At 71.8% G+C, this 22,068-nt stretch carries 20 protein-coding genes and 1 tRNA gene; 13 read left to right on the plus strand and 8 right to left on the minus strand.

Annotated features, from left to right (window positions below; translation table 11 throughout):
* Positions 1 to 11: 11 nt before the first annotated feature.
* Positions 12 to 84, plus strand: a tRNA-Arg gene (locus tag ACWCXC_RS07560).
* Between the two features lie 145 nt (positions 85 to 229).
* Here the strand turns inward: ACWCXC_RS07560 and ACWCXC_RS07565 are convergent.
* Complete coding sequence (locus ACWCXC_RS07565; protein WP_450681669.1) at positions 230 to 664, minus strand: arsenate reductase ArsC; 435 nt, start codon at positions 662 to 664, stop codon at positions 230 to 232.
* 91 nt (positions 665 to 755) lie between these two features.
* On the opposite strand from ACWCXC_RS07565, the gene ACWCXC_RS07570 reads away from it, so the two are divergent.
* Genes ACWCXC_RS07570 through ACWCXC_RS07580 form a run of 3 tightly spaced genes read left to right on the plus strand, consistent with a single transcriptional unit; the run spans position 756 to position 3,234 of the window.
* Positions 756 to 1,064, plus strand: coding sequence for an ArsR/SmtB family transcription factor (locus ACWCXC_RS07570; RefSeq protein WP_450681668.1), 309 nt, complete (start codon positions 756 to 758; stop codon positions 1,062 to 1,064).
* Positions 1,061 to 2,179, plus strand: coding sequence for an ACR3 family arsenite efflux transporter (arsB, locus tag ACWCXC_RS07575; protein WP_450887226.1), 1,119 nt, complete (start codon positions 1,061 to 1,063; stop codon positions 2,177 to 2,179). The genes ACWCXC_RS07570 and arsB overlap by 4 nt, the downstream gene beginning before the upstream one ends.
* Complete coding sequence (locus tag ACWCXC_RS07580; RefSeq protein ID WP_450887228.1) at positions 2,176 to 3,234, plus strand: ArsO family NAD(P)H-dependent flavin-containing monooxygenase; 1,059 nt, start codon at positions 2,176 to 2,178, stop codon at positions 3,232 to 3,234. The genes arsB and ACWCXC_RS07580 overlap by 4 nt, the downstream gene beginning before the upstream one ends.
* A gap of 4 nt (positions 3,235 to 3,238) precedes the next feature.
* On the opposite strand, the gene ACWCXC_RS07585 is transcribed toward ACWCXC_RS07580, so the two are convergent.
* Both ACWCXC_RS07585 and ACWCXC_RS07590 read right to left on the minus strand, forming a co-directional pair.
* Positions 3,239 to 3,748 (minus strand): N-acetyltransferase family protein, encoded by a 510-nt coding sequence (locus tag ACWCXC_RS07585; RefSeq protein WP_450681665.1) that lies wholly within the window; start codon positions 3,746 to 3,748, stop codon positions 3,239 to 3,241.
* Between the two features lie 23 nt (positions 3,749 to 3,771).
* Entirely contained in the window at positions 3,772 to 4,143 is a 372-nt protein-coding gene (locus tag ACWCXC_RS07590) for an ArsR/SmtB family transcription factor (protein WP_450681664.1), read from the minus strand.
* A 290-nt stretch (positions 4,144 to 4,433) separates the two neighbouring features.
* Between ACWCXC_RS07590 and ACWCXC_RS07595 the strand changes: the two genes are divergently transcribed.
* Complete coding sequence (locus ACWCXC_RS07595) at positions 4,434 to 5,837, plus strand: NAD(P)-binding domain-containing protein (protein ID WP_450681663.1); 1,404 nt, start codon at positions 4,434 to 4,436, stop codon at positions 5,835 to 5,837.
* A 352-nt stretch (positions 5,838 to 6,189) separates the two neighbouring features.
* Positions 6,190 to 8,436, plus strand: coding sequence for an FG-GAP repeat domain-containing protein (locus ACWCXC_RS07600; RefSeq protein WP_450887231.1), 2,247 nt, complete (start codon positions 6,190 to 6,192; stop codon positions 8,434 to 8,436).
* A 111-nt stretch (positions 8,437 to 8,547) separates the two neighbouring features.
* Here the strand turns inward: ACWCXC_RS07600 and ACWCXC_RS07605 are convergent, their stop codons facing one another.
* Positions 8,548 to 9,129 carry an SMI1/KNR4 family protein gene (locus ACWCXC_RS07605; protein WP_450681661.1) on the minus strand — a complete coding sequence of 194 codons (582 nt, stop codon included), beginning with the start codon at positions 9,127 to 9,129 and terminating at the stop codon, positions 8,548 to 8,550.
* Between the two features lie 56 nt (positions 9,130 to 9,185).
* Between ACWCXC_RS07605 and ACWCXC_RS07610 the strand changes: the two genes are divergently transcribed.
* The 4 genes from ACWCXC_RS07610 to ACWCXC_RS07625 all read left to right on the plus strand — a co-directional run bounded on the left by ACWCXC_RS07610 (position 9,186) and on the right by ACWCXC_RS07625 (position 13,321).
* Complete coding sequence (locus ACWCXC_RS07610) at positions 9,186 to 9,719, plus strand: GntR family transcriptional regulator (protein WP_450681660.1); 534 nt, start codon at positions 9,186 to 9,188, stop codon at positions 9,717 to 9,719.
* Positions 9,697 to 10,590 carry an ABC transporter ATP-binding protein gene (locus ACWCXC_RS07615; protein ID WP_450681659.1) on the plus strand — a complete coding sequence of 298 codons (894 nt, stop codon included), beginning with the start codon at positions 9,697 to 9,699 and terminating at the stop codon, positions 10,588 to 10,590. Before ACWCXC_RS07610 ends, ACWCXC_RS07615 begins: the two co-directional genes overlap by 23 nt.
* Positions 10,587 to 11,549 carry a hypothetical protein gene (locus ACWCXC_RS07620; protein ID WP_450681658.1) on the plus strand — a complete coding sequence of 321 codons (963 nt, stop codon included), beginning with the start codon at positions 10,587 to 10,589 and terminating at the stop codon, positions 11,547 to 11,549. The genes ACWCXC_RS07615 and ACWCXC_RS07620 overlap by 4 nt, the downstream gene beginning before the upstream one ends.
* Before the next feature lie 335 nt (positions 11,550 to 11,884).
* Positions 11,885 to 13,321 carry a glycosyltransferase family 39 protein gene (locus ACWCXC_RS07625; protein ID WP_450681657.1) on the plus strand — a complete coding sequence of 479 codons (1,437 nt, stop codon included), beginning with the start codon at positions 11,885 to 11,887 and terminating at the stop codon, positions 13,319 to 13,321.
* 23 nt (positions 13,322 to 13,344) lie between these two features.
* On the opposite strand, the gene ACWCXC_RS07630 is transcribed toward ACWCXC_RS07625, so the two are convergent.
* The 3 genes from ACWCXC_RS07630 to ACWCXC_RS07640 form a co-directional block, all read right to left on the minus strand.
* Positions 13,345 to 13,569, minus strand: coding sequence for a hypothetical protein (locus ACWCXC_RS07630; RefSeq protein WP_450681656.1), 225 nt, complete (start codon positions 13,567 to 13,569; stop codon positions 13,345 to 13,347).
* A gap of 179 nt (positions 13,570 to 13,748) precedes the next feature.
* Complete coding sequence (locus ACWCXC_RS07635; protein ID WP_450681655.1) at positions 13,749 to 15,617, minus strand: MFS transporter; 1,869 nt, start codon at positions 15,615 to 15,617, stop codon at positions 13,749 to 13,751.
* Between the two features lie 283 nt (positions 15,618 to 15,900).
* On the minus strand, positions 15,901 to 18,597 hold the full coding sequence (locus ACWCXC_RS07640; protein WP_450887235.1) for a serine hydrolase: 2,697 nt from the start codon (positions 18,595 to 18,597) through the stop codon (positions 15,901 to 15,903).
* 164 nt (positions 18,598 to 18,761) lie between these two features.
* Between ACWCXC_RS07640 and ACWCXC_RS07645 the strand changes: the two genes are divergently transcribed.
* From ACWCXC_RS07645 to ACWCXC_RS07655, 3 genes are all read left to right on the plus strand, one after another.
* Positions 18,762 to 19,484, plus strand: coding sequence for a GOLPH3/VPS74 family protein (locus tag ACWCXC_RS07645; RefSeq protein ID WP_450681653.1), 723 nt, complete (start codon positions 18,762 to 18,764; stop codon positions 19,482 to 19,484).
* 215 nt (positions 19,485 to 19,699) lie between these two features.
* Positions 19,700 to 20,569, plus strand: coding sequence for a helix-turn-helix domain-containing protein (locus ACWCXC_RS07650; protein WP_450681652.1), 870 nt, complete (start codon positions 19,700 to 19,702; stop codon positions 20,567 to 20,569).
* Between the two features lie 242 nt (positions 20,570 to 20,811).
* Positions 20,812 to 21,018 (plus strand): DUF397 domain-containing protein, encoded by a 207-nt coding sequence (locus ACWCXC_RS07655; RefSeq protein WP_450681651.1) that lies wholly within the window; start codon positions 20,812 to 20,814, stop codon positions 21,016 to 21,018.
* 140 nt (positions 21,019 to 21,158) lie between these two features.
* On the opposite strand, the gene ACWCXC_RS07660 is transcribed toward ACWCXC_RS07655, so the two are convergent.
* The gene (locus ACWCXC_RS07660) at positions 21,159 to 21,998 is read right to left on the minus strand and encodes a hypothetical protein (RefSeq protein ID WP_450887238.1); all 840 of its coding nucleotides are present in this window, start codon (positions 21,996 to 21,998) and stop codon (positions 21,159 to 21,161) included.
* Positions 21,999 to 22,068: the final 70 nt, after the last annotated feature.

The following is a 22,068-nucleotide window of genomic DNA, read 5'->3' on the forward strand; positions in this document are numbered from 1 at the left end:
TCCAAGCCTCCGCCTCCGTAGCTCAGGGGATAGAGCACCGCTCTCCTAAAGCGGGTGTCGCAGGTTCGAATCCTGCCGGGGGCACAGAGAAACACCAGTTCAGAGGCCCTTTCGTCGTCGGACGGGAGGGCCTTCGTACGCGTGGTGCCCGAAGGGTGGGCCAAGACCTCACGATCCCCGACGACGACAGCGGCCCGGCGGAGCCGACGAGGATGACGGCGGAGTCGGCTCACACCGTCGCCTCCGGATCGGCCGGGGCGATTTCGGCGATCAGGGACTCCACCAGGGCCTTGATCTCGTCGCGGATCGGGCGGACCGCTTCGACGCCCTGGCCGGCCGGGTCGTCGAGCTTCCAGTCCAGGTAGCGCTTGCCGGGGAAAACGGGGCAGGTGTCGCCGCAGCCCATGGTGACGCATACGTCGGATTGCTCCACCGCGCCCACGGTGAGGATCTTCGGGACCTCGGCGGAGATGTCGATTCCGACCTCGGCCATCGCGGCGACGGCGGCCGGGTTGACCTGATCACCGGGCTCGGAGCCGGCGGAGCGAACCTCGACGCGGTCTCCGGCCAAGTGGGTCAGCCAGGCAGAGGCCATCTGGGAGCGGCCCGCGTTGTGGACGCATACGAACAGGACGGACGGCTTCGCGCCGACGCTCTCGGGCATGACGGGCTCTTTCGTCTCGCGGTGGCCGGGCGTGACCCATGACATCAGCATCCACTGGCGTCAGTGAACGATGATGTGAAAGTATCAGCAGATGCTGACTTCAGTCGATCCTGATGTGATCCGGGCGCTGGGCGATCCGCTCCGGCTGCGGATCGTGACCCTGCTGGCACGCGAGACGCTGTGCACCACGCACCTGGTGGAGGAGACCGGGGCCAAGCAGACCAACCTGTCCAACCACATGAAGGTGCTGCGCGAGGCCGGGCTGGTGGAGACCGAGCCGTGCGGCCGCTTCACCTACTACAAGCTCAAGCCCGAAGTCCTGGCCGGGCTGTCCGGGCAGTTCGCCGAGCTCGCCAAATCCGCCGGCACCGCCGCCGAGAACAAGAGGGCATGCCCGTGACCTCCACCGAGCCCACCACCGCCCGCGCCCACAGCGCCGAGGCGACCGGGGACGACTCGATCGTCAAGAAGCTCTCCACCCTCGACCGCTACCTCGCGGTGTGGATCCTGCTCGCCATGGCCGTCGGCCTCGGGCTCGGCCGACTCGTCCCAGGGCTGGATGGCGCGCTCGCGAAGGTGGAGATCGGCGGGATTTCCCTGCCGATCGCGCTCGGTCTGCTGATCATGATGTATCCCGTTCTGGCGAAGGTCCGCTATGACCGGCTCGACACCGTCACCGGCGACCGCAAGCTGATGGTCTCCTCGCTGGTCATCAACTGGTTCCTGGGACCCGCGGTGATGTTCGCGCTGGCCTGGATCTTTCTGCCGGACCTGCCCGAGTACCGCACCGGTCTGATCATCGTCGGCCTGGCCCGCTGCATCGCCATGGTCATCATCTGGAACGACCTCGCCTGCGGCGACCGCGAAGCCGCTGCCGTCCTGGTCGCCCTCAACTCCGTCTTCCAGGTCCTCGCGTTCGGCCTGCTCGGCTGGTTCTACCTCGACCTGCTGCCCGGCTGGCTCGGGCTGGGCGACGGCGAGCACCTCGACATCTCGATGGGGAAGATCGCTCTGAATGTGCTCATCTTCCTGGGCATCCCGCTTGCCGCCGGGTTCCTCACCCGCCGCCTGGGCGAGAAGAAGATGGGCCGGGCCGACTACGAGCGGCGGTTCCTGCCGAAGATCGGTCCATGGGCCCTGTACGGGCTGCTGTTCACGATCGTCATCCTCTTCGCCCTCCAGGGGAAGACCATCACGTCGCGGCCACTGGACGTCGCCCGGATCGCGCTGCCGCTGCTGGTCTACTTCGCCGTCATGTTCTTCGGCACGTTCCTGCTCGGCAAGGGCCTGGGCCTGGCCTACGACCGCACCGCGACCCTCGCCTTCACCGCGGCGGGCAACAACTTCGAGCTGGCCATCGCGGTCGCCATCGCCACCTTCGGCGTCACGTCCGGCCAGGCCCTGTCCGGCGTTGTCGGCCCGCTCATCGAAGTCCCGGTGCTGATCGGCCTGGTCTACGTCGCGCTCGCCTGGCGCAGGAAGTTCACCACCGACGCGGTGACGACGGCGTCGTGACACAGCGGACGGACGTCGTGGTGGTCGGCAGCGGCCAGGCAGGGCTCGCCGCCGGCTACCACCTTCGCCGGCGCGGCCTGGACTTCGTGATCCTGGACGCCGGTGCGGCGCCGGGCGGGTCCTGGCGTCACATGTGGAACTCCCTCCACCTGTTCTCCCCGGCCGAGCACTCCTCCCTGCCTGGCCGCTTCATGCCCGCCCAGCCCGGTGAGACGTGCCCAGGCGCCGCGCACGTGGTGGACTACCTCGCCGACTACGAGAAGCGTTACGACCTGCCCGTCCAGCACGGCACCCGCGTGGACGCCGTACACCGTGACGGCGACGGGCTCCTGGCCGAGGCGTATACCGGCACCTGGCGGGCCCGGGCAGTCATCAGCGCGACCGGCACGTGGTCGCGGCCCTTCCTCCCCGCCGTCCCGGGCCGGTCCGGCTTCACCGGGCGGCAGCTGCACACCGTGAACTACCGCTCGCCGGCCGACTTCGCCGGCCAGCGTGTCGTCGTGGTCGGCGGCGGCAACTCCGGCGCCCAGATCGCCGCCGATCTCGCCCTGGACGGCGATGTCGAGGTGACGTGGGCGACCCGGCGCCCGCCGCGGTTCCTCCCCGACGACATCGACGGCCGGGCCCTGTTCGATGTCGCCAGCGCCCGCCGCCGCGCCCTGGACGCCGGCCGCACCGACACCGGCGGAGTCGCCTCGCTCGGCGACATCGTGGCCGTGCCGCCCGTCCGCGCCGCCCGCGACGCCGGACTCCTGACCGCCGAGCCGATGTTCGCCCAGCTCACCGCTACCGGTGTGCGGTGGGCCGACGGCAGCCAGAGCAGCGCGGACGCGGTGATCTGGTGCACCGGCTTCCGCCCCGCCCTGACCCACCTCGCCGCGCTGAACCTGCGCGGCCCGCGCGGCCACATCCCCACCGACGGCACCCGCGCCCTTGGCGAGCCGCGGCTGCACCTGCTCGGCTACGGCGACTGGACCGGCCCGGCCTCGGCCACCCTCATCGGCGTCGGCCGCACCGCCCGCGACGCCGCCCGAGCGATCGCACGGCTGCTCTGACCGGTCAGGTGATGGCGGGGCTGCGACGTTCGACGAGGACGACGTCGCGCCAGATGCCGTGATGGCGCCCGATCCGCTCCCGCGTGCCGATGACACGGAATCCGGCCCGCTGGTGCGCGGCGAGGCTGGCGGTGTTCTCGGGAAAGATCCCCGACTGGATCGTCCAGATCCCGGCCCGTTCGGTGGAATCCACCAGCGCCTTCAGCAGGGCGGAGGCGACTCCGCGGCCTCGGGCGGCGGGGTGGACGTAGACGGAGTGCTCGACCACGCCCGCATACGCGCACCGGTCGGAGACACGGCTGGCGGCCACCCACCCCAGCACCGTGCCGCCGGCGTCGACGGCGGCGAAGCGGTGCTCGGACAGCTTCGTCGCGTCGAACGCCTCCCAGGCCGGCGCGACGGTCTCGAAGGTGGCGTTCCCCTCGTCGATCCCCGCCTGGTAGATGGCCAGCACCTGCTCCGCGTGCTCCGTTGCCAGCGGCACGATCACCACACTCGCAGGTCCCTTCTCCACCACGTTCCCCTCCTCGTCCCCCGTCAGGCCGCAGTCGGCAGGGTGAGCAGCCGGCCCATGGCCGCCAGCACGGAAGGCTCGACGCGGTAGTAGACCCAGGTGCCGCGCCGCTCGGAGCTGAGCAGCCCGGCCTCCTTGAGCTTCTTCAGGTGGTGGGACACCGTGGGTTGGGAGACGCCGACATCGGAGATGTCGCACACACACGCTTCACCATCCTCGTGGGAGGCCACGGCCGAGAAGAGGCGGAGGCGGACCGGGTCACCGAGCGCCTTGAACATACGCGCGGCGGTCTCGGCCTCCTCAGCGGTCATCGGGCGCTCGGTCAGCGGCGGGCAGCACGGCACCACGCCTTGTCCGTCGGGTTCGAGCAGCGACAGCACCTTCGCATTCGACATGCGTCTATGTTGACACACGTCGAACCAGTGCGGGGAGAGGCATCAGCCGGTGCGCAAGGCGGCTGCCATCGCCGAGGACCGGCTGGGCCGGCGGATGCGCAAGAAGCGAGCGGGACGCCCCCAGCGCCACCGGCCGCGATCCGCGCCACGGGCGGCATCCGGGCGGCATCCGGGCGGCGGCGAGACCCCGTCACGATTTCGATGAATGTCTATGTTGACGCTTATCAATGCAGGTGTCATGCTGGGCCGCATAAGCCATCGACAGATGTCGAAACACGCAAGGAGTCGCCGTGACCGCGCCCGCCACCACCGAACTGCCCGTCGTCGTGATCGGGGCCGGCCCCGCCGGCCTGGCCGCCGCCGCCCACCTGGTCGACCAGGGCGTCGATGCCTTGGTCCTGGAGGCCGGGCCCACGGCCGGCGCCGCGGTGCGCGAGTGGTCGCACGTGCGCCTGTTCTCCACCTGGGGCGAGGTCGTCGACCCGGCCGCCGAGAAGCTCCTCGCCCCCACCGGCTGGACCCGCCCCGACCCAGCCACCTACCCCTCCGGCGGCGACTGGGCCGAGTCCTACCTGCAGCCGCTCGCCGACGCCCTCGGCGAGCGCGTGCGCACCGGCGCTACCGTCACCGGCGTCTCCCGCACCGGCCGGGACCGGATCGTGGACACCGACCGCGAGCAGCAGCCGTTCGTCGTGCACGTCGCCCACGCCGACGGCCGCGAGGAGCGCCTCTTCGCCCGCGCCGTCATCGACGCCTCCGGCACCTGGGCCACTCCGTCCCCGGCCGGCGGCAGCGGACTCCCCGCGCTCGGCGAGAAGGCCGCCGCGGACCGGATCACCTACCGCGTCCCGGACCTGAAGGACCCAGCCATGCGGGCCCGTTACGCGGGCAAGCGCACCGCTGTGATCGGCTCCGGTGCCTCCGCATTCACCGCCCTCGCCTACCTCGCCGACCTCGCCAAGTCCGAAGACGGCGCAGGTACGAAGGCGGTGTGGATTCTGCGCCGGGGCCTCTCGGGCTCGACCTTCGGCGGCGGCACCGCCGACCAGCTCCCCGCGCGCGGCGCCCTGGGCCTGGCGGCGAAAGCCACCGTCGACGAGGGCCACGCGGACGCGGTCACCGGATTTCGCACCGAGATGATCGAGCGCGCGGACGACGGGCGCCTCGTCCTGGTCGGCGAGGACGGCCGCCGTCTGGACCCGGTCGACGAGGTCATTGTTCTGACCGGCTTCCGCCCCGACCTGTCCTTCCTGGACGAACTGCGTCTGCGCCTGGACGAACGCCTCCAGGCGCCAGTCGAGCTGGCTCCCCTGATCGACCCCAACCAGCACTCCTGCGGCACCGTCTACCCGCACGGCCACCGCGAGCTCTCCCACCCGGAACAGGGCGTGTACCTGGTCGGGATGAAGTCCTACGGCCGCGCCCCGACGTTCCTCGCCATGACCGGCTACGAGCAGGTCCGCTCCGTGGCCGCCGCGATCGCCGGCGACCTGGACGCGGCCGACCGCGTCGAACTGACCCTGCCCGAAACCGGGGTGTGCGGCGGCGCCGGCCTCTTCGACGCCCCCGAGGCCGACCAGGGTGGCGGATGCTGCGCCCCGGCGCCCCAGCTCATCCAGCTCGGCGCCCCTGCCGCAGTGGCCGTCGGCGCCACTGTCGAGGAGGCTCCGGCGGGCGGTTGCTGCGGCTCGTGACCGACCTCGAACCCCGGTCTGCGGGGCCGCGACCGGATCCTGGACCGGCACGGCCCACGCGCCGTCACGACGACCGGTCCGGTCGCTCACGCCTCAGGGCGCATGCCCGGTCCGGCCCTCGTCGTAGACCCGTTCTGCGCGCGGTCTCGGACATGCTGACACGTCCTGCGTGCGGACGCCGTGAGGTCGTGAGGTCGTGAGGCCGTGAGGCCGGCGGCGTTGCCGGGGTGAGGGGGCGGCTGTCCGGGGGGTGACCGGGTCGTTGCCCCGTACAACCTCCGTATGACTTCGTGTGTCTGATCGTTCGGCGCGCAGTCGATCCGTGCCGCTCGACGCTTCGGAGGGATCCTTGATGTCGTACACCCCACAGCGGCGCCTCGCCGCCGCTGTGATCGCCGTCCTCGCGATCACCACCGGAGCCGGCCTGACCCCCGTGGCCGCCGCGGCGGCCACGGGCGACGGTGCGGTCGTCGCTCGGGCGGAGCAGGACGGCGTCCTCTCCGTTCCGGCGGGTTCCGCGCTCTACGGGGTCGGATCGACCGGCTTCCTGACCGGGTCGGAGGGTACGAACGGTACGTACCGCTACCGATGGACGCGCCTCGCGGACGGCGCCGCGACGGAGCTGGCGGGACGGGCGCACGGGTCCACCTCGGACACCGTCCTCGTCGAGGAGGGTGACGCGTACGTCCTGTACGACATGGCGGGCGGCAGCAAGCCCGTGCGCATTGCACGGACCGCTCTGGACAGCCGCCAGAAGCTCCTCCGGATCGTCGACTCCACCCTCCTCATGACCGCCGACAACACGGCGGGCGGCACCGATCTGCACCTGGTCTCCGTGGAGAGCGGTGAGCTGACCGACCGGAAGGTGGCCGGTCTGCCGCCTTCCGCCACGGAACTCGTCGCGGACGGCGACTACCCTCCCGGCGCCGCGCTTCTCCGGTACAAGACGCCGGCGGGACCGGGGGTGGCCCTGGTGAGCCTCGCCACGGGCGCCGTGACGGAATCCCGTCAGCTTCCCGCGTCCACGTATCTGAGCGACGTCACCGCGTCGAAGACACACATCGCCTGGGCCGACTTCACCTACGGAACGGGCGCGGCGCTGTCCATTGCCGCGCGCGGGTCCGACGACGTGCGGCGCACCGAAGTGGGCGGAGAGGATCTCTCCGTCGACCTGCTGGACGACTGGATCGTGTCCACACGCCGGGACGGCATCACGGCCACCTCTCCGGACGCCCGGATCGCGCTCAGCGCACGCTCCACGGAATCCGGCAGAACCGTCGAACTGATGGACTACGCGAAGACGTTGCTCCCCGCGCCCGACGGAACTCTTCTGGCGCGGGGCGGAACCCTGGCGCACGGCGAGGGGGTGTACCGGATCGCGCTCGACGGGGACGGCGCACCCGTTGCCACACTCATCGCCAGTACGGGCGAGCCGACCGCGCTCACCCTCCGGAGCGTCGACATCCCCGAAGTGGTCGACGGCGACACGTTGTCCACTCTCGGTGTCAGCCTGGGGGCGAACGTCAGCAGGAACAGCGTGAGCCTCGACATCGAGCTGACCCACACGGCCTCCCAGCGGCGGTGGACGGCACAGGGGCGGTCGACCGGATCGAGCGGCATGGTGGCCCCCGCGACCGTCAGTGTCCGCTGGGAGGGGTGGGTCGAGCCTCGGTCGGGCGAGCGGACCAGGTACGTGTCCGCCCCCAACGGCGCGTACACCTATCGGATGAAGATCGCCCCGCTGAACGGTGTCGGACCGTCGGTGGAAACCACCGGTACGTTCACCGTGGCCCGCACACCCAAGCCCCACGACTTCAACGAAGACGGCATGCCCGACCTGCTGGGCGTCGACTCCGCAGGGCGGCTGAACCGGTACGGAACCGTCCTCGACCCGTTCCCCGGGGTGCTCTGGACGGGTCGTTCGGTGATCGGGACCGGCTGGAACATCTACGACTGGCTGGGCGCTCCCGGCAATCTCGGCGGTACGGCCCACGCGGACGTGCTGGCACGCGACAGGAGCGGAGCCCTCTGGTTGTACGAGGGAACCGGCGCACCCGACAAGCCGCTCGGGCCGCGCAGGCAGGTCGGCCACGGCTGGGGCATCTACAACAAGCTCGCCGCGGGCAGCGATGTCAACGGCGACGGCCGGCCCGACCTCCTCGCCACCGACAAGTCCGGTGTCCTGTGGCTCTACAAGGGCACCGGTAACGCCAAGGCGCCCCTGTCGCCCCGGGTGAAGGCCGGCACGGGAGGCTGGGGGATCTACAACCAGATCACCGCTCCCGGCAACCTGGGCGGCGCCAGGGCGGGCGATCTGCTCGCCCGGGACTCGGCGGGCGTGCTGTGGCTGTATCTCGGCAAGGGAGACGGAACCTTCGCCGCCCGTACCCGGGTCGGCGGTGGCTGGAACGCGTACACCCGCCTCATCGGTGTCGGTGACTTCATGAACGACGGACATCCCGACCTCGTCGCCTACCAGCCCGGCCGCACCCCGTTCTCCTACGACGGCCGTGGTGACTGGCGCGCTCCCCTCTGGCCGCGCCAGGAAACGTTCAACTCGCTGATCCCCGCCCCCGGGGAGTTCACTCAGCTCTTCTGACCCGGTACGCGCATCGAGGGGGGTTCGGGGTGACGGATCGGGCTCGACCTCGGACTCCGGCTCCGGATCCGGATCGACCTCGACCTCGACCTCGACCTCGACCGGCAGCGTTCAGGACAGGTCGACCACCTCGTCCAGGTCGGGGAACCAGGGCAGCCCCCGTGCCCAGTGGGACACCCAGCCGGCGAAGCCGCGAGGGCCGGGCATCTGGCCGTGTTCGCCTCCGAAGGGGAGGGCGGACTCGCCGTCGAGCAGCCATACGGCGCCGCGCTGCGGGCCGGAGACGATCAGGTGCCAGTCCATGCCGCAGCCCTCGGTGCCCAGGTGGAGCGAGCCGTGGAAGGTGATGTCGTCGAGGCGCTCCCAGTAGAGGTCCTCGTCGGAGTCGACGCCGTCGTCCCACTCGCCGAGCCATTCCCCGGTCAGGGGGAAGGGGCGGGCCAGGAGGCCCGGTTCGGTGTGCCGGGAGACGGCGCCGAGGGAGAGGAGGCCGTTCCGGGGAGGGCCCAGGGGGAAACCGTCGGTGATCTCCGCGACGCAGGTGCGGTAGGGCTCCGGCAGCAGGACGCCGTGCTCGGACTCGAAGGCCCGGACGGCATCCCAGCCCAGGGGCGGGGCGGAGCCGGGGTCGGCGGTGGCGAAGGCGGCGCGCAGGGCGGCCAGTTCGGCGGGGTCCGGGTGTTCGTGGGTCATGCGACAAGGGAAGCACCGGCCTCGGACACCCTCATTTGACCCCCACCCCCACTTCAATGCATCATTCCACTAGTTCATTAGTTGAATGGGGTCGACGGGTGACGTTCACCTTCCGCATCGATCGGCGCAGCGGGGTGCCCAGCTACGTGCAGATCGTTCAGCAGGTCCAGCAGGGCCTGCGGCTCGGGCTGCTCGTGGAGGGGGACCGGCTGCCCACGGCGCGTGCGGTGGTGGAGGCCACCGCGCTCAATCCGAACACGGTGCTGAAGGCGTATCGCGAGCTGGAGTCCCAGGGGCTCGTGCAGACGCGGCGACGGCACGGAACGTTCGTGACGGGGTCGCTCGGGGCGACCTCGGCCGAGTCGCCGTGGCGGGCGGAGTTGGCCGGGGTGGCCGGGCGGGCACGTGACGCCGGACTGGAGCGGGACGACCTCGCCGCCCTCTTCGGTGACGTGCTCGACGACCTCTACCCGCCCCCGCTCCCGCCCCCGCACACCGGCTCCCCCACGCCCTCGCCCTCCCTCTCCCCTGCCTCCCCCTCGTCGTCCCCGAAGGAACCGGAATCCGATGCCGCACCCCACTCCTCCTGACCCGGCCCTCGTCGCGTCGGGCGTCACGCAGATGTACCGGCGCCGCGGGCCCGCGGTGCTCGACGGCTGTTCGTTCGCGGTGCCGGCGGGGGTGGTCTGCGGGCTGGTCGGGCCGAACGGGGCCGGGAAGTCGACGGTGCTGGAACTGGCGGCGGGGCTGCGGCCGGTCACGTCCGGGTCGGTCGAGGTCTTCGGCGCCCCGGCGCGGGCCGCGCATCCGCGGGTCTCGTACCTCGCCCAGCACCGGCCCCTCCACCAGCGGCTCACCGTCGCGGAAACGCTGCGTCTGGGCGCCAGGACGAACGCCGGGAACTGGGACGCGGCGCTGGCCGAACGGGTCGCGGACCCCGCGCGCTTCCACCGGCGCGACCGGATCGCCGAGCTGTCGGGCGGTGAGCGGACCCGGATCGCCCTGGCGCTCGCGCTGGGCAAGCGCGCGGATCTGCTGCTGCTCGACGAGCCGATGGCGGATCTGGACGTGCTGGCCCGGCAGGAGCTGATGGGGCTGCTGATGGCCCATGTCGCGGACACCGGTGCCACGGTGGTGATGTCCTCGCACATCGTCGCCGAACTGGCCGACGCCTGCGACCATCTGCTGCTGCTCGACGCCGGCGCCGTCCGGCTCTGCGGGGACGTCGAGGAGCTGGTCGCCGCGCACGCCGTTGTCACCCTTCCCGGCGGCCCCGGGCGGCTCTCCGGTCACACCGTGATCGAGAGCCGGCCGGCCGGACGCGGCACCAGTGCGCTCATCCGCCCCGCCGGGCCGCTGCCCGGCGACTGGGAGGTCCGGCCGCCCTCGCTGGAGGAACTGGCCCTCGCCCACCTCACCGCCGTACGCCACCCCGCGCTCAGCAAGGAACCGGCCGCATGACCACGCTCACCCCCCACCAGCAGGACCCCTCCCGGAAGAGCCGTACCTGGCGGGCCCGCATAGGACAGGACCCCTCCCGGAAGGGCCGCACCGGCGGCCCGCGTCTCGCGCTGGCCCTCTTCTTCGTACGGCAGTTCCGGGTCCCGCTCGCCCTCATCGGCCTCTTCGTCCTGGTGACCTGTCTGCGCCTGGCGTACCACTACGGGGGCTGGGCCGACGCCGTCGCACTGCGCGAGCACGTCGGCGCGCACGCCTACCACTTCGGGCGCTACGCGGACGACGCCCACAACAAGACCGACAAGCTGCTGGCCGACGGCGCGCCCCTCGCCTTCCGCCCCGCGCTGTTCGCCGCGGCCCTCACCGCCGTGGTGACCGCGCGCGAGTGGGAGAGCCGGCGCACCTCGCTCACGCTGGCCCAGTCGGTCACCCCGCACCGCTGGTTCGCCGTCCGCTGGGCCACGCTCGGGACGCTTCTCGCCGTGCTGGTGCTGCCCATGGTGGTCCTCTACCGGATCAGCGCGTCCCACGCCTTCGGGCTCGACCTGCTCGTGCACGGCGCCTCCCGCCAGACCGCGCTCCTCACCATCGGACCGGTGACCGTCGCGTACGTCCTGCTCGGTGTCGCCGCCGGCGCGTACACCGGGACCCTGCTGCGCCGCACGCTGCCCGCGCTCATCGCCGCGCCCGCCCTGACCTGGCTCGCCGCCGCCGTACTGGTCCGGTCCCGCGCGGCTCTGCTGCTCGACTTCCCCGCGTTCTCGAAGGTCGAGGGCTACCACCCCGGCGGCGTTCTGGGCCTCCAGTTCTCCGACGTCCTGCCCCAGGACTCGTACCTCCTCAACTCCCTGCGCCCGGGCGACTACTGGGGCTACCAGCTCGCCTCCGCCGTCCTCGCCCTCGCCGTCGCGGCCCTGCTCACCCACGCGGCCTTCCGGGTGCTCCGCCGCCGAACGGCCTGACCGGGGGCGGGGACGGGCCCACCCACCGGGGCGGGGCGGACGCACCACCCCCGCCCTCGCGTACTACGTCTCCCGGGGAAACGGCCGTCCGTGTCGTTCCCCCGGCGGACGTTTCCGGTCGCCTGCTGCGGGGACGACCCCGCCCCCGCCCGCCGCCTAGCGTGAGGCGCGTTCCCCTCGCCCCCTCACCCAGGTCGGGTCTCCTTGCCATGCCCAGAACGACGTCGGTCCCGGCCGGTGCGGCCGTTCCCCTCACTCCGGCTGTTCCCCTCAGTCCGGGCGCTTCCCTCGGTCCGGCCGTTCCTCTCAGTCCGGTCGTTCCCCTCTGTCCCGCCGTGCTCGGGCTGCTGCTGGGGCTGTGGGGCCTCACGCGCGACACCAGCATGTGGCGGGACGAGGCCGCGACGTGGCAGGCGGCCCACCGGTCGGTCCCGGAGATCTGCCGGCTGGTGGAGCACGCGGACGTCGTCCACGGGGTGTACTACCTGTTCATGCACGGCGTGTTCGCGCTCTTCGGCGACAGCCTCGTCGCCCTGCGGCTGCCGTCCGTCCTGGCCATGTCCGGCGCCGCCGCCCTCGTCACGGTGCTCGGCACCCGGCTGACCGGCAGCACCGTCACCGGGCTCGCCGCCGGACTGGCGTTCTGCCTCATACCGGCCGTCCAGGAGTACGCGCAGGAGGGGCGGCCGTACGCCCTGGTCATGGCCTTCTCCGCGCTCTCCTGCCTGCTGTTCGTCCGCGCACTCGACCGGCCGGGGGCGGCGGGGCGCTGGGCCGCGTACGGGGGCGCGCTCCTCCTGGCGGCGCTGCTCAACTGGTTCGCGCTCCTCGTCCTCACCGCCCACGCGGGCACCCTCGCCCTCCTCCGCCCACCGCGCGCCACCGTGCTCCGCTGGTCCGCCGCCTCGGCCGCCGCCGTCACCGGGACCCTGCCGCTGGTCGTCGCCAGCGCCGGACAGACGGCCCAGGTCGACTGGATACGGCCCGCCGGTCCCGGCACCCTCCTCGGGCTGCTGCTGACCTTCACCGGGGGTGCGGTCTGCGCCTGGGCGCACGGCAAGGGCGAGCGGAGGGCGAACGAGAAGGCCGGAAGCGGGAAGGCCGGGAACGCCCCATTCGGCCTCGCCCGCCCCCGCCTCCTCCCGCGCCTCGCCCTCCCTCTTCTCCTCCTCCCCCCGCTCGTCCTGCTCGCCGGATCGCTGCTGCGCCCCGTCTACCTCACCCGGTACGTCCTCTTCGGCCATCTCGGGCTCGCGCTGCTCATCGGCGGTGCCTGCCACGCGCTGGCGCGCCGGCTGCGGACCCCGCCGCACCGCACGATCGCCGCCGTCACCGTGCTCGGCTTCCTCTGCCTGCTCCCGGTCCAGCTCTCCCTGCGCGGCGCGGACGGACGGATCGACGACGTCCTGATCACCGCGGAGCACGTGGCCGCCGTGCGGGAACCGGGGGACGGGGTGCTCTACATCCCCTCCGCGCGCCGGGACACCGCCCTCGTCTCCCCCGCCGGTTTCACCGGGTTACGGGATCTGGCGCTGGCCCGGGACCCGAGGGAGTCCGGCACGCTGAACGGGGTGGAGGCCGGACCGGCGCGGATCGCGGAGGCGATGCTGTCCGCCCGGCGGATCGTGGTGGTCGGCGACGCGGGGCCGCCGACCGCCGCCACCGCTCGCGACCGCGCCAAGCTGCGCGTGTTGGAGGACCGTTTCGTACGCCGTGCGCAGACCACGGCCCGCGGGCGCACGGTCACGGTGTACGAGCGGCGCGGCGGCTGACGCACGGCCACCCGCGCGACCGGTCAGCGGCTCCGGTTGCGCGGGTGGTTGCGGGCCGTGCGCTCGTTGCCGAACTTGTACGCGCCCGTCCAGCGGGCCATCACGGCCTGTGCGTCCCCGGACTCGACCTCGGCCACGAACCTCGCAGCCCGGTCCCCGCGCAGCGTCGTGGCCTTGCGGTCGCGGTGGGTGATGACCACCGTGCCGTCGGCGCGCGTCTCGTAGCTGAATCCCGAGGGTGCCGGCATCCCCCGATCGCCCTCCCTCTCCGTCCGCGTCTCCGCCTCCGCCTTCACCTCCACGGTCGGCCACGGCCGGCCGGCCGTCCAGCCCTCCGAGGCTCCGAGGCCGCAGGGTCCAGTCGCCAGTCCGTCCGTCCCGGTCGCCCCCGACCGCCCCGTCGTGCGGCGTACCGTGCCGGCCGGGTTCAGCGCAGTTCCTCCGGGCAGGGCGTGCCGGGCGACAGCTGGTAGGGCGCGCCGAGGCGGTAGACACCGGGGTGCGGTGCCAGGAGTTCCGTCCACTCGTCGCCGTGCTCGTCCTCGTCCAGCTTGTTCAGGCAGCCGTTCTTGTTGACGAAGGACCTCGGGGTGTTGTCCTTGTCGGCCCGCTTCTTCGACGCCTCGGTCTCCTGGGGCCGCTCAAGGCTCCTGCCGTCCTCGTCGACGAGGGCCAGCCAGCGCGAGTACGGGATACGGATCAGTACCCGGCCCGCCTCCTTCACACGGATGGTCAGCTCCCCGGCGCCGGCCTCGTCCACGGTCGCCGGCGGGTCGGCCATCGGGACCGGGCTGTCGACGGCGAAGAGCCGCCAGTTGGCGTCCGACCAGATCGCCTTGAGGTACGGCTGCCCCTTCGCGACCAGTTCCGCCTCCTGGACGGCGCCGCTGGAGTCCGGGTCGCCCTTGGGCAGCACCACGTAGTGCACGGCCCAGCGGTCGAGCCACTGCCGGTAGTTGACCGCGTCCAGGGTGTCGTCGTAGAAGAGCGGGTTGCGCTCCATGTCGGCCTGGCGGTTCCAGCCACGGGCCAGGTTGACGTACGGCAGCATCGCGGCGGCCTCGCGGTGGCTGCTGGCCGGGACGACCTCGACGCGTCCCCGGTCGGCGCCCACCCGCTGGAGCTGGTCGACGAGCGGGGCCAGCTCGCGGGCCCAGGACGCGGTGGGGGCGGTGCGGACGATGTCGTCGATGCCCTTGAAGCCGATCCAGAAGTTCAGCCCGGCGAAGGCGAGGACCAGCGCGTACCACTTCCGGGAGCGCGGTGCGACGTACGGCAGCGCGGCGAGCAGCACCACCCCGGCGAACAGCATCGCCATCCGCGACACGTTCGAGCCGATCTGCGAGTCCACGATGTACGTGAGCAGCGTGCCGATCCCGTACACGGCCGCGGCGGTCCGGACCGTCTTCCAGTCCTCCGGCACCAGGAAGAAGACCAGTACGGCGAAGACGAACGGCCCGGAGAGCGTCGCGACCGACATCGGCTGGGTGCCCGAGAAGGGGAACAGCCACGCCGAGAGCGCCACCACCACGACCGGGGCCAGGCCCAGGGCGTACGCGCCGGGGCGCCGCTTGTTCAGGAACAGGGCCGCGGCGACCACGCCGAGGAACAGCCCGGCCACCGGGCTGCCCGCCGTCGCGAGCGCGGCGAGCGGGGCGGCGACGGCGGCCTTGGCCCACCGCTTGTAGCGCCACCTGTACGGCCAGCAGAAGACGGCCGCCGCCGCGCCGACCGCGAACATCATGCCGAGCCCGAACGTCACCCGCCCCGACAGCGCGTTGCACAGATACGCGAAGACGCCCGCCATCGAGCAGGCCAGCGGATTGCGGACCGCCTTCACCCGGTACAGGATCAGCGAGGTCAGCCCGGCGGAGACCGTTCCGGCGATCATCATCGTCGTACGGACGCCGAGGAGCGACATCAGGTACGGCGAGACCACGCTGTACGAGACGGGGTGCATGCCCCCGTACCAGGCCAGGTTGTACGCCGTGCCCGGATGGCGGCCGACGAACTCCGCCCAGGCGTCCTGGGCGGCGATGTCACCGCCGCTGTTGGCGAAGAACAGGAACCACAGGATGTGGGCGACCGCCGCGACGGCGGTGGTGAACAGGACCGGGTGCCCGAGGCAGCGCGCCTTGACGGCCCCGTAGAGCGTCCGCGCCCCGGCGAAGCGGTCCGACGAACCGCCGGACGGCGCGGGGCCGGGTGCGGCCCCCGCCCCGGGGGCGGTCGCCGCCGCTTCCTCGGACCGCTCGGAGGGCGTGCTGTCCGCCCGCCTCGGCTCGGCAGTGGTCACTGCGATTCTCCCCGTCCCTCCCCGGACGCGTCGCAACCGCCGGCTTTCCCGCTCGGGTCTCATGGGCCAAAAGACGCGTTCCAGGGTCCACGCGTTGCCCCCGGGACGCTAGCACGCACCGTCCGCACCCTGCCCGAAAAGGGCCCGTGAGGTGCCGCACCTCACGGGCCCTCCTCACCACGTCGGCCGAGGGGGCCCGGCTCCTGGCCGAAGGCCGACCGAGGAGGCCCGGCTGCCGGCCGAAGAGCGGGTCGGCCGAGGCGGCCCGGCCTCCGGAAGAAGGTCAGCCGAGGCGGCTCAGCTTCTGGCCGAAGGTCGGGTCCTTCATGTCCTGCTGGAGGGCGACCGGGGCACTGACCCGGCCGGTCCCGGTCCCCACGGTCACGACGCCGACCTTCGTCCCCGCCTTCATGCTGCGCGAGATCCCCTTGCCGTCGTCCGTCACGGACAGTTCGACCTTGAGGCCCTGCCAGCCCTTCGCCTTCAGGCCGGCCGTGGCGACCAGCGGCGTCCGGCCGCCGAAGCCGTCGTCCACGTACCCGACGACGTCGCCCTTCTTCACGACCTCGGCGGAGACGACCGCCTTCTGCGCCCCCTTGATCAGCTTGAGGCTGTTGTTCAGCGACATGACCAGGCTGTCGTACGGCTGCCCGGTGCCCGCCTGCTGCCCCATGACCGCACCGTAGATCCAGAGCTTCTTGCCGTCCACGACCGTGTTGGCCGACCAGACGAGGTTGCCGCCGGCCGGGGTGGAGGAGCCGGTCTTGATGCCGCTGACGCCGGGCTCCAGCAGGATCGTGTTGTTGTTGTAGATCGTCGTGTCGATGCCGTCGATCTTGATCTGCGGGGTGTCGACGATCTCCCGGAACACGTCGTTCCGCATGACGGCCTTGGCCAGTTTCAGCTGGTCCTCGGCGGTGGACACGGTCGTCTTCTTCAGGCCGCTCGGGTCCGTGTACGTGGTGCGGGTCATGCCGAGTTCCTTGGCCGCGGCGTTCATCTTCGCCACGAACTCGGTCTCGGACGAGTCCCAGCGGGCGAAGAGCCGCGCCGCGTTGTTGCCCGAGGGGATCATCAGCAACTGGAGCAGTTCCTTCTCGGAGAACTGCTGGCCCTTGCTGATCGGCGCGGTCGACTCGTCGCCCAGCTTGGACTCGTCCTCGGCCTGCTGGTCGACGGTGATCTGCTCGCCCTCCTCCTTGCCGGTGAGGGGGTGGTCCTTCAGCACCACGTACGCCGTCATGATCTTGGCGACGCTGGCGATCGGCGCCGGCTTCTGCGCCCCGGAGGAGCCCATCGTGCCGACCCCGTCCACGGTGACGGCCGACTGGCCCTGCTCGGGCCAGGAGAGCTTCAGGTCGCCGCCCTTGAACGTGTACGACGACTCCGCCGTCATCGTGAGCACCGGATCCGGCAGCGGGCGCACCATCTGCACGATCGCAAACACGAGGAGCAGCAGGAGGACCAGCGGGGTCCAGATCTTGACCCGGCGCACGGCCGTCCGCACCGGGGTGTCCGGCGGCGGCGGGGTGTTCGTCAGCTCGGCCAGCAGGTCCAGCGGGGGGCGCGGCGGCATCGGCTGCTGCCGGGTCCGCTCGGCGCCGCTGAGCGAGGCGGCGGGCGGCTGCTGCCCGGCGCCACCGGGGGCGGGCGCGGGGGCCTCGGGGGTACGGGGGGCGGGGGCCGGGGCCGGGCGCACGTCGTCGGAGCGCAGCGGGACGAACCGGCTGGTCCGCTCGGCCGCCGGCTCCGCCTGCTCACCCGCGCCCGCCGCCTTCGCCGGCGGCGGGGTGATCTTGAGCGCCGTCGTCGGCTGGTCGACCCGGGGCAGCCGGGGCGTCTTGAACACCGCCGTCGCCTGGTCGATCCCGGTGGTTTCCCCGGCGGGGGCCTTCTCGGGCGTCTGCCCGGCCGTCTTCTCGGCCTGCTTCTCGGGGGCCCGGTCGGCGGCCTTCTCGGGTGTCTCCTCGCGGGTACGGGGGACGCGGGGCCCGGGGCCGGTTTCCGCGTCGGGCCCGGCGCCCGCCTCGGCGCCCGCCTCGGAGCCCGCCTCGGAGCCGGTCCCGGCCTCCGGCTCGGCCTTGGGGGCGGGGGCGGTCCCGGCCTCGGGCTTGGCGTCGGGCTTGGGCTTGGGGTTCGCGTCCGGCTCGGCGTCCGGCTTGAGCTCGGTCTTCGTCCCGGCCGCCGCGTCCGCCTGGGCTGCCCGCTCTGCGTCCGCCTCCGGAGCGTCGGCGGGCTCGGCCTTCTCCTCGGCCTCGGGGGCCTTCGCGGCGGGCTTCACGGCCTGGTCGGCGTCCGTGTCCGCCCCCGCGTCACCGGCCCGCGTGTCGGTGTCGGCGTCGGCGTTTTTCGCGACGGCGTCAGCGGCCTGCGCGGCAGCGGCGTCCGGATCACCGGCCTCCGCAGCCTCCGCCCGCGCCTCACCGTCCGCGTCCGCGTCCGTGGACACCCACGCGGCGACGGCCGCACGCAGCCGTGCGTCGCCGTCCTCCCGCCGCTCCGGCTGCTCCGACCCCTCCAACGGCTCCGGCTTCTCGGTCTCCGACCCCTTGGCGGCGCCCTCAGAGCCCTCAGCGGCCTCAGCGGCCCCCTCGTCACCCCCGGCCCCGTCCACGGCGTCGTCGGCCCCTGCCGAGCCCTCCGAGCCCTTCACACCGTCCCCGGAACCATCGGCACGCGCGGAACCATCCGCGGCCCCGACGGCGTCCGACTCCTCGGACCCACCGGGCTCACCTGACCCACCAGGCTCACCGGACCCACCGGACTCCTCCCGGCCGTCCAGCTCCTCCCGGCTCGGGGTGCGGAAGACGGCCGTGGCCGTGTCCTCGCGCTCTCCGGTCTCCGCCGGAGAGGCGGGTTCATGGAAGACGGCAAGACGCGGATCGGCCTCGCTCCGAGTCGTTCCCGACGACTTCCGCTGCTCCGACTTGTCGGGGGACTCGCCCGCCACCGATGCCTCCTCCATGCGGCGCGGGGACATCCCCGCGCTGTCCGAACCATCTACCAGTGTCCCGTGTGAACCCCTGTGCGAGCTGCTAGACGAGAACGACATACCTACTGGTTCCCGTACATAGCGCCCAGGCACTCTCGACAGACAGATGTGAGAGGGGTCACCCTGTCATTCATCCACGCGGGGAGGCATGGATGGGCAGGAGCCGCAGAACAATTCCGGAGGAGCTTCTGCTGCTCGCTCTGGACCCGGCCACGGGTACCACAGCGCAGCCGCAGTCGCTCGACCTCGGCCTTGCCGGGGCGCAGCTAGTAGAGCTGGCTCTGGCAGGACGGATAGCCCCTGATGGGGATCGTATCGCCGTGGTGATGCCACGGCCGACAGGAGATCCGACCCTGGACTCCGCACTGGAACTGCTGCGCAGGCGCGGCAGCCCGGTTCGGGCCGTCCACTGGATCGGCGGACCCCGGCTGGGGCTCCGCCAGATTTACCTCGCTCATCTGGAGCGGTGCGGCATGGTGCATGCCGTGGCGGGCCAGATGTGCGGAGTGCTGCCGACGACTCGCTACCAGGCGACGGACACGGCGATCAGCCGGGACATCAGGGCCCGGCTGGACAGTGCGATCCGCACCGGTGTACCGCCGGACCCGCGGACCGCGGCGCTCGCCGCGCTGGCCCACGCGGTCGGTCTCGGCAAGCACCTGTACCCCGGGAACGAGGGGCGCTCCTCGCGCTCCCGGCTCCGGGACCTGATCCGGCACGACCCGATGGGCGGTCTCGTGGCGCACGCCGTGATGGACGTCCAGAACGGGGCGGTCGCGCAGCCGCGTCGCAACCAGGCGGCCGGTGTTCCGTTGCACCAGCAAGTGCAGTCGCAGTCACGCCGCGACAGCATGGCCCACACCGCGGTCCACTGAGGACCGGTCAGCACGCACCACCAGCACCAACCGCATACCGCCGCGCCGCCGTCCCCAAAGACCCGGTTCGGGAGCCGCACCAAGCGCGGGGCAGCCGGTACCACCGGCTGCCCCGCGTCGCTGTGTGTGGCCGTTTCCCAGCGCGGCCGGGGCCGGTGGTGGCAATCTGCTCAGCAGTAGATACGCACAGCTACACAGGCGGAGGTGCCGTTTCCGTGCCGTCCAACGTCAATCCCACCGTCCGACGACGCCGGCTGGGTCAGGAACTGCGCAGACTGCGCGAGATCAAGGGCATGACGGCCGAGGAGGTCGCCGAGCGCCTGCTCGTCTCGCAGTCCAAGATCAGCCGCCTGGAGAACGGCCGCCGTTCGATCAGCCAGCGCGACGTCCGCGATCTCTGCGGGGTGTACGAGGTCGCGGACCACCGCGTCGTCGACTCGCTCATGCAGATGGCCAAGGACTCCCGCCAGCAGGGCTGGTGGCACGCCTTCGGCGACATCCCGTACAGCGTCTACATCGGGTTGGAGACCGACGCGGACTCGCTGCGGGTGTACGAACCGCAGATCGTTCCGGGGCTGCTCCAGACCCGGCAGTACGCCGAGGCCGTGATCAAGGGCGCGCTGCCGGAGGCCCCGCAGTCCGACATCGACAAGCGCGTCAGCGTCCGGCTGCGCCGCCAGGACCGGATCAGCGCGCCCGAGAACCCGCTGCGGCTCTGGGCGGTCATCGACGAGTCCGCGCTGCGCCGGCGGGTCGGCAGCAAGCAGGTGATGATCGAGCAGTTGGAACACCTGGTGGAGCTGTCGCACCTGCCGCATGTGACGGTCCAGGTCCTGCCGTTCGACATGGGCGCCCACCCGGGCATCAACGGGCAGTACGCCATTCTCGAATTCCCGGACGCCGCGGATTCCAGTGTCGTCTATATCGAGGGCGTCACCAGCGACCTGTACCTGGAAAAGGGCAACGACGTCCAGCGCTACAGCGTCATGTACGAGCACCTGCGCGCCCAGGCGCTGAATGCGGAACAGACGCGGGATTTCATCGACGGCATCGCGAAGGAGTACACCCGCGCGGGCGTGGAGTGATTTCCCTCCGGCCGGCCGCGTAAACCGACCGGCCCCCAAAGTCCGGTATGCACGGAATGAACGATGTTACGAGTGGGGCGACGGCACGGTACACCGTCGCCACCTCGCAGCGGAAGAGTTGCCTGGTGCATACCATCCGGTCGAGTGAACGGCCCCTTCACTCACAGAGTTTGGCGAGTAGCGTCGATCACGCCAACGGAATTCCGCTGGCGCTCACACCAACTCTTCGAACCGGAGTGAACATGGCTATTCGTCAGGGTGCTACGGACAACTGGACGAAGTCGTCCTATTCCGGGGGCAACGGCGCCTGCGTCGAGGTCAGGTCCCCCCTTGTGCAGGCCATCGCCGTGCGTGACTCGAAGGCGCCCGAGGGCCCCTCGCTCACCTTCGTCCCCGGCAGCTGGAACGCGTTCGTGCGCGAGGTCGCCAAGGACGCCGTCGACGCCTGACCGATGCCTTCCCGAAGGAACGACGCCGCACTGATCCCAGTGCTGTCGGCAGCCCTCTCGTCCGGCCCGCCGTCCTGGCCGAGGGGGCTTTCCGCATCCCGGGAACCCCTCACCCCCTCGCCCCCCGAGGGTGACCGGATTCAGCGCAGCTGATCCACATACCGGTCCGTGCCCGGCACGGTCGGGATGAACGGCGCGACCAGTTCCACCCGCCCCAGCCCCCCTTCCGCCACCACCGCGTCGAGCCCGGCGAAATGCTCCGCCCAGCATGCCCTCGGGTCCTCCTGGAGGAACCAGAGCAGTGTCAGCCGGGTGTCGACGCCCTCGACCTGCTTCACATAGGTCATCCGGTCCCCCGGCAGCGGGGTCGGGCGGAAGACGGTGACCATCGCGGCGGGCGAACCGTGCAGCCGCTTCGGCAGATGCCGGCAGCGCAGCCACTCCAGCAGGTCGGCCCGCTGCTCGGGCCCTTCCGCGTCGATCACCTCCAGCACCAGTCCCCGGTACGGGTGGTCGAGCGCGTGGTAGTCGCGCGGCCCGGCGGCCCCGTCGCGGTAGACCGTCGCCTCGTGGTCCTGGAACGCGGTGAAGACATGGGTGCGGTCCTGGTAGACCCGCCCGTCCCGGTTCAGCCGCTTGTTGATGGCGACGGTCCACTTCATGTGCTCGTCGTAGCGCCCGTCCGTCACCCAGTACGTGGACAGGTAGCAGCCGGCGCCGACCGGCCGAGCGATCGCGGACTCCTGCGGGTAGCGCAGCTCCTGGAGTTCACGGGTGGCGACCCAGCGGCGCCCGGCGAACATCCAGGGCATCGCCATCGCGCCCGCGTAGTAGTGGTCGTCCTCGTACCAGCGGTTGTACGCGTACTCGTGGCCCGGGTGCGGTTCCACCAGGGTGATCAGCGCGTGCCCGGGGTGCACCCCGTACGGCCCCCGCGCGGCCAGCTCGGCGTACGTGTCGCTGCGCGTTCCTTCGCCCATGACGTTCGTTCCCCTTCCGTCCTCCGCCGGAGGGACCTACTCTGACGCCCCGTCAGAAGAACTGCCAGAG

Source organism: Streptomyces sp. NPDC001515 (assembly GCF_053597115.1).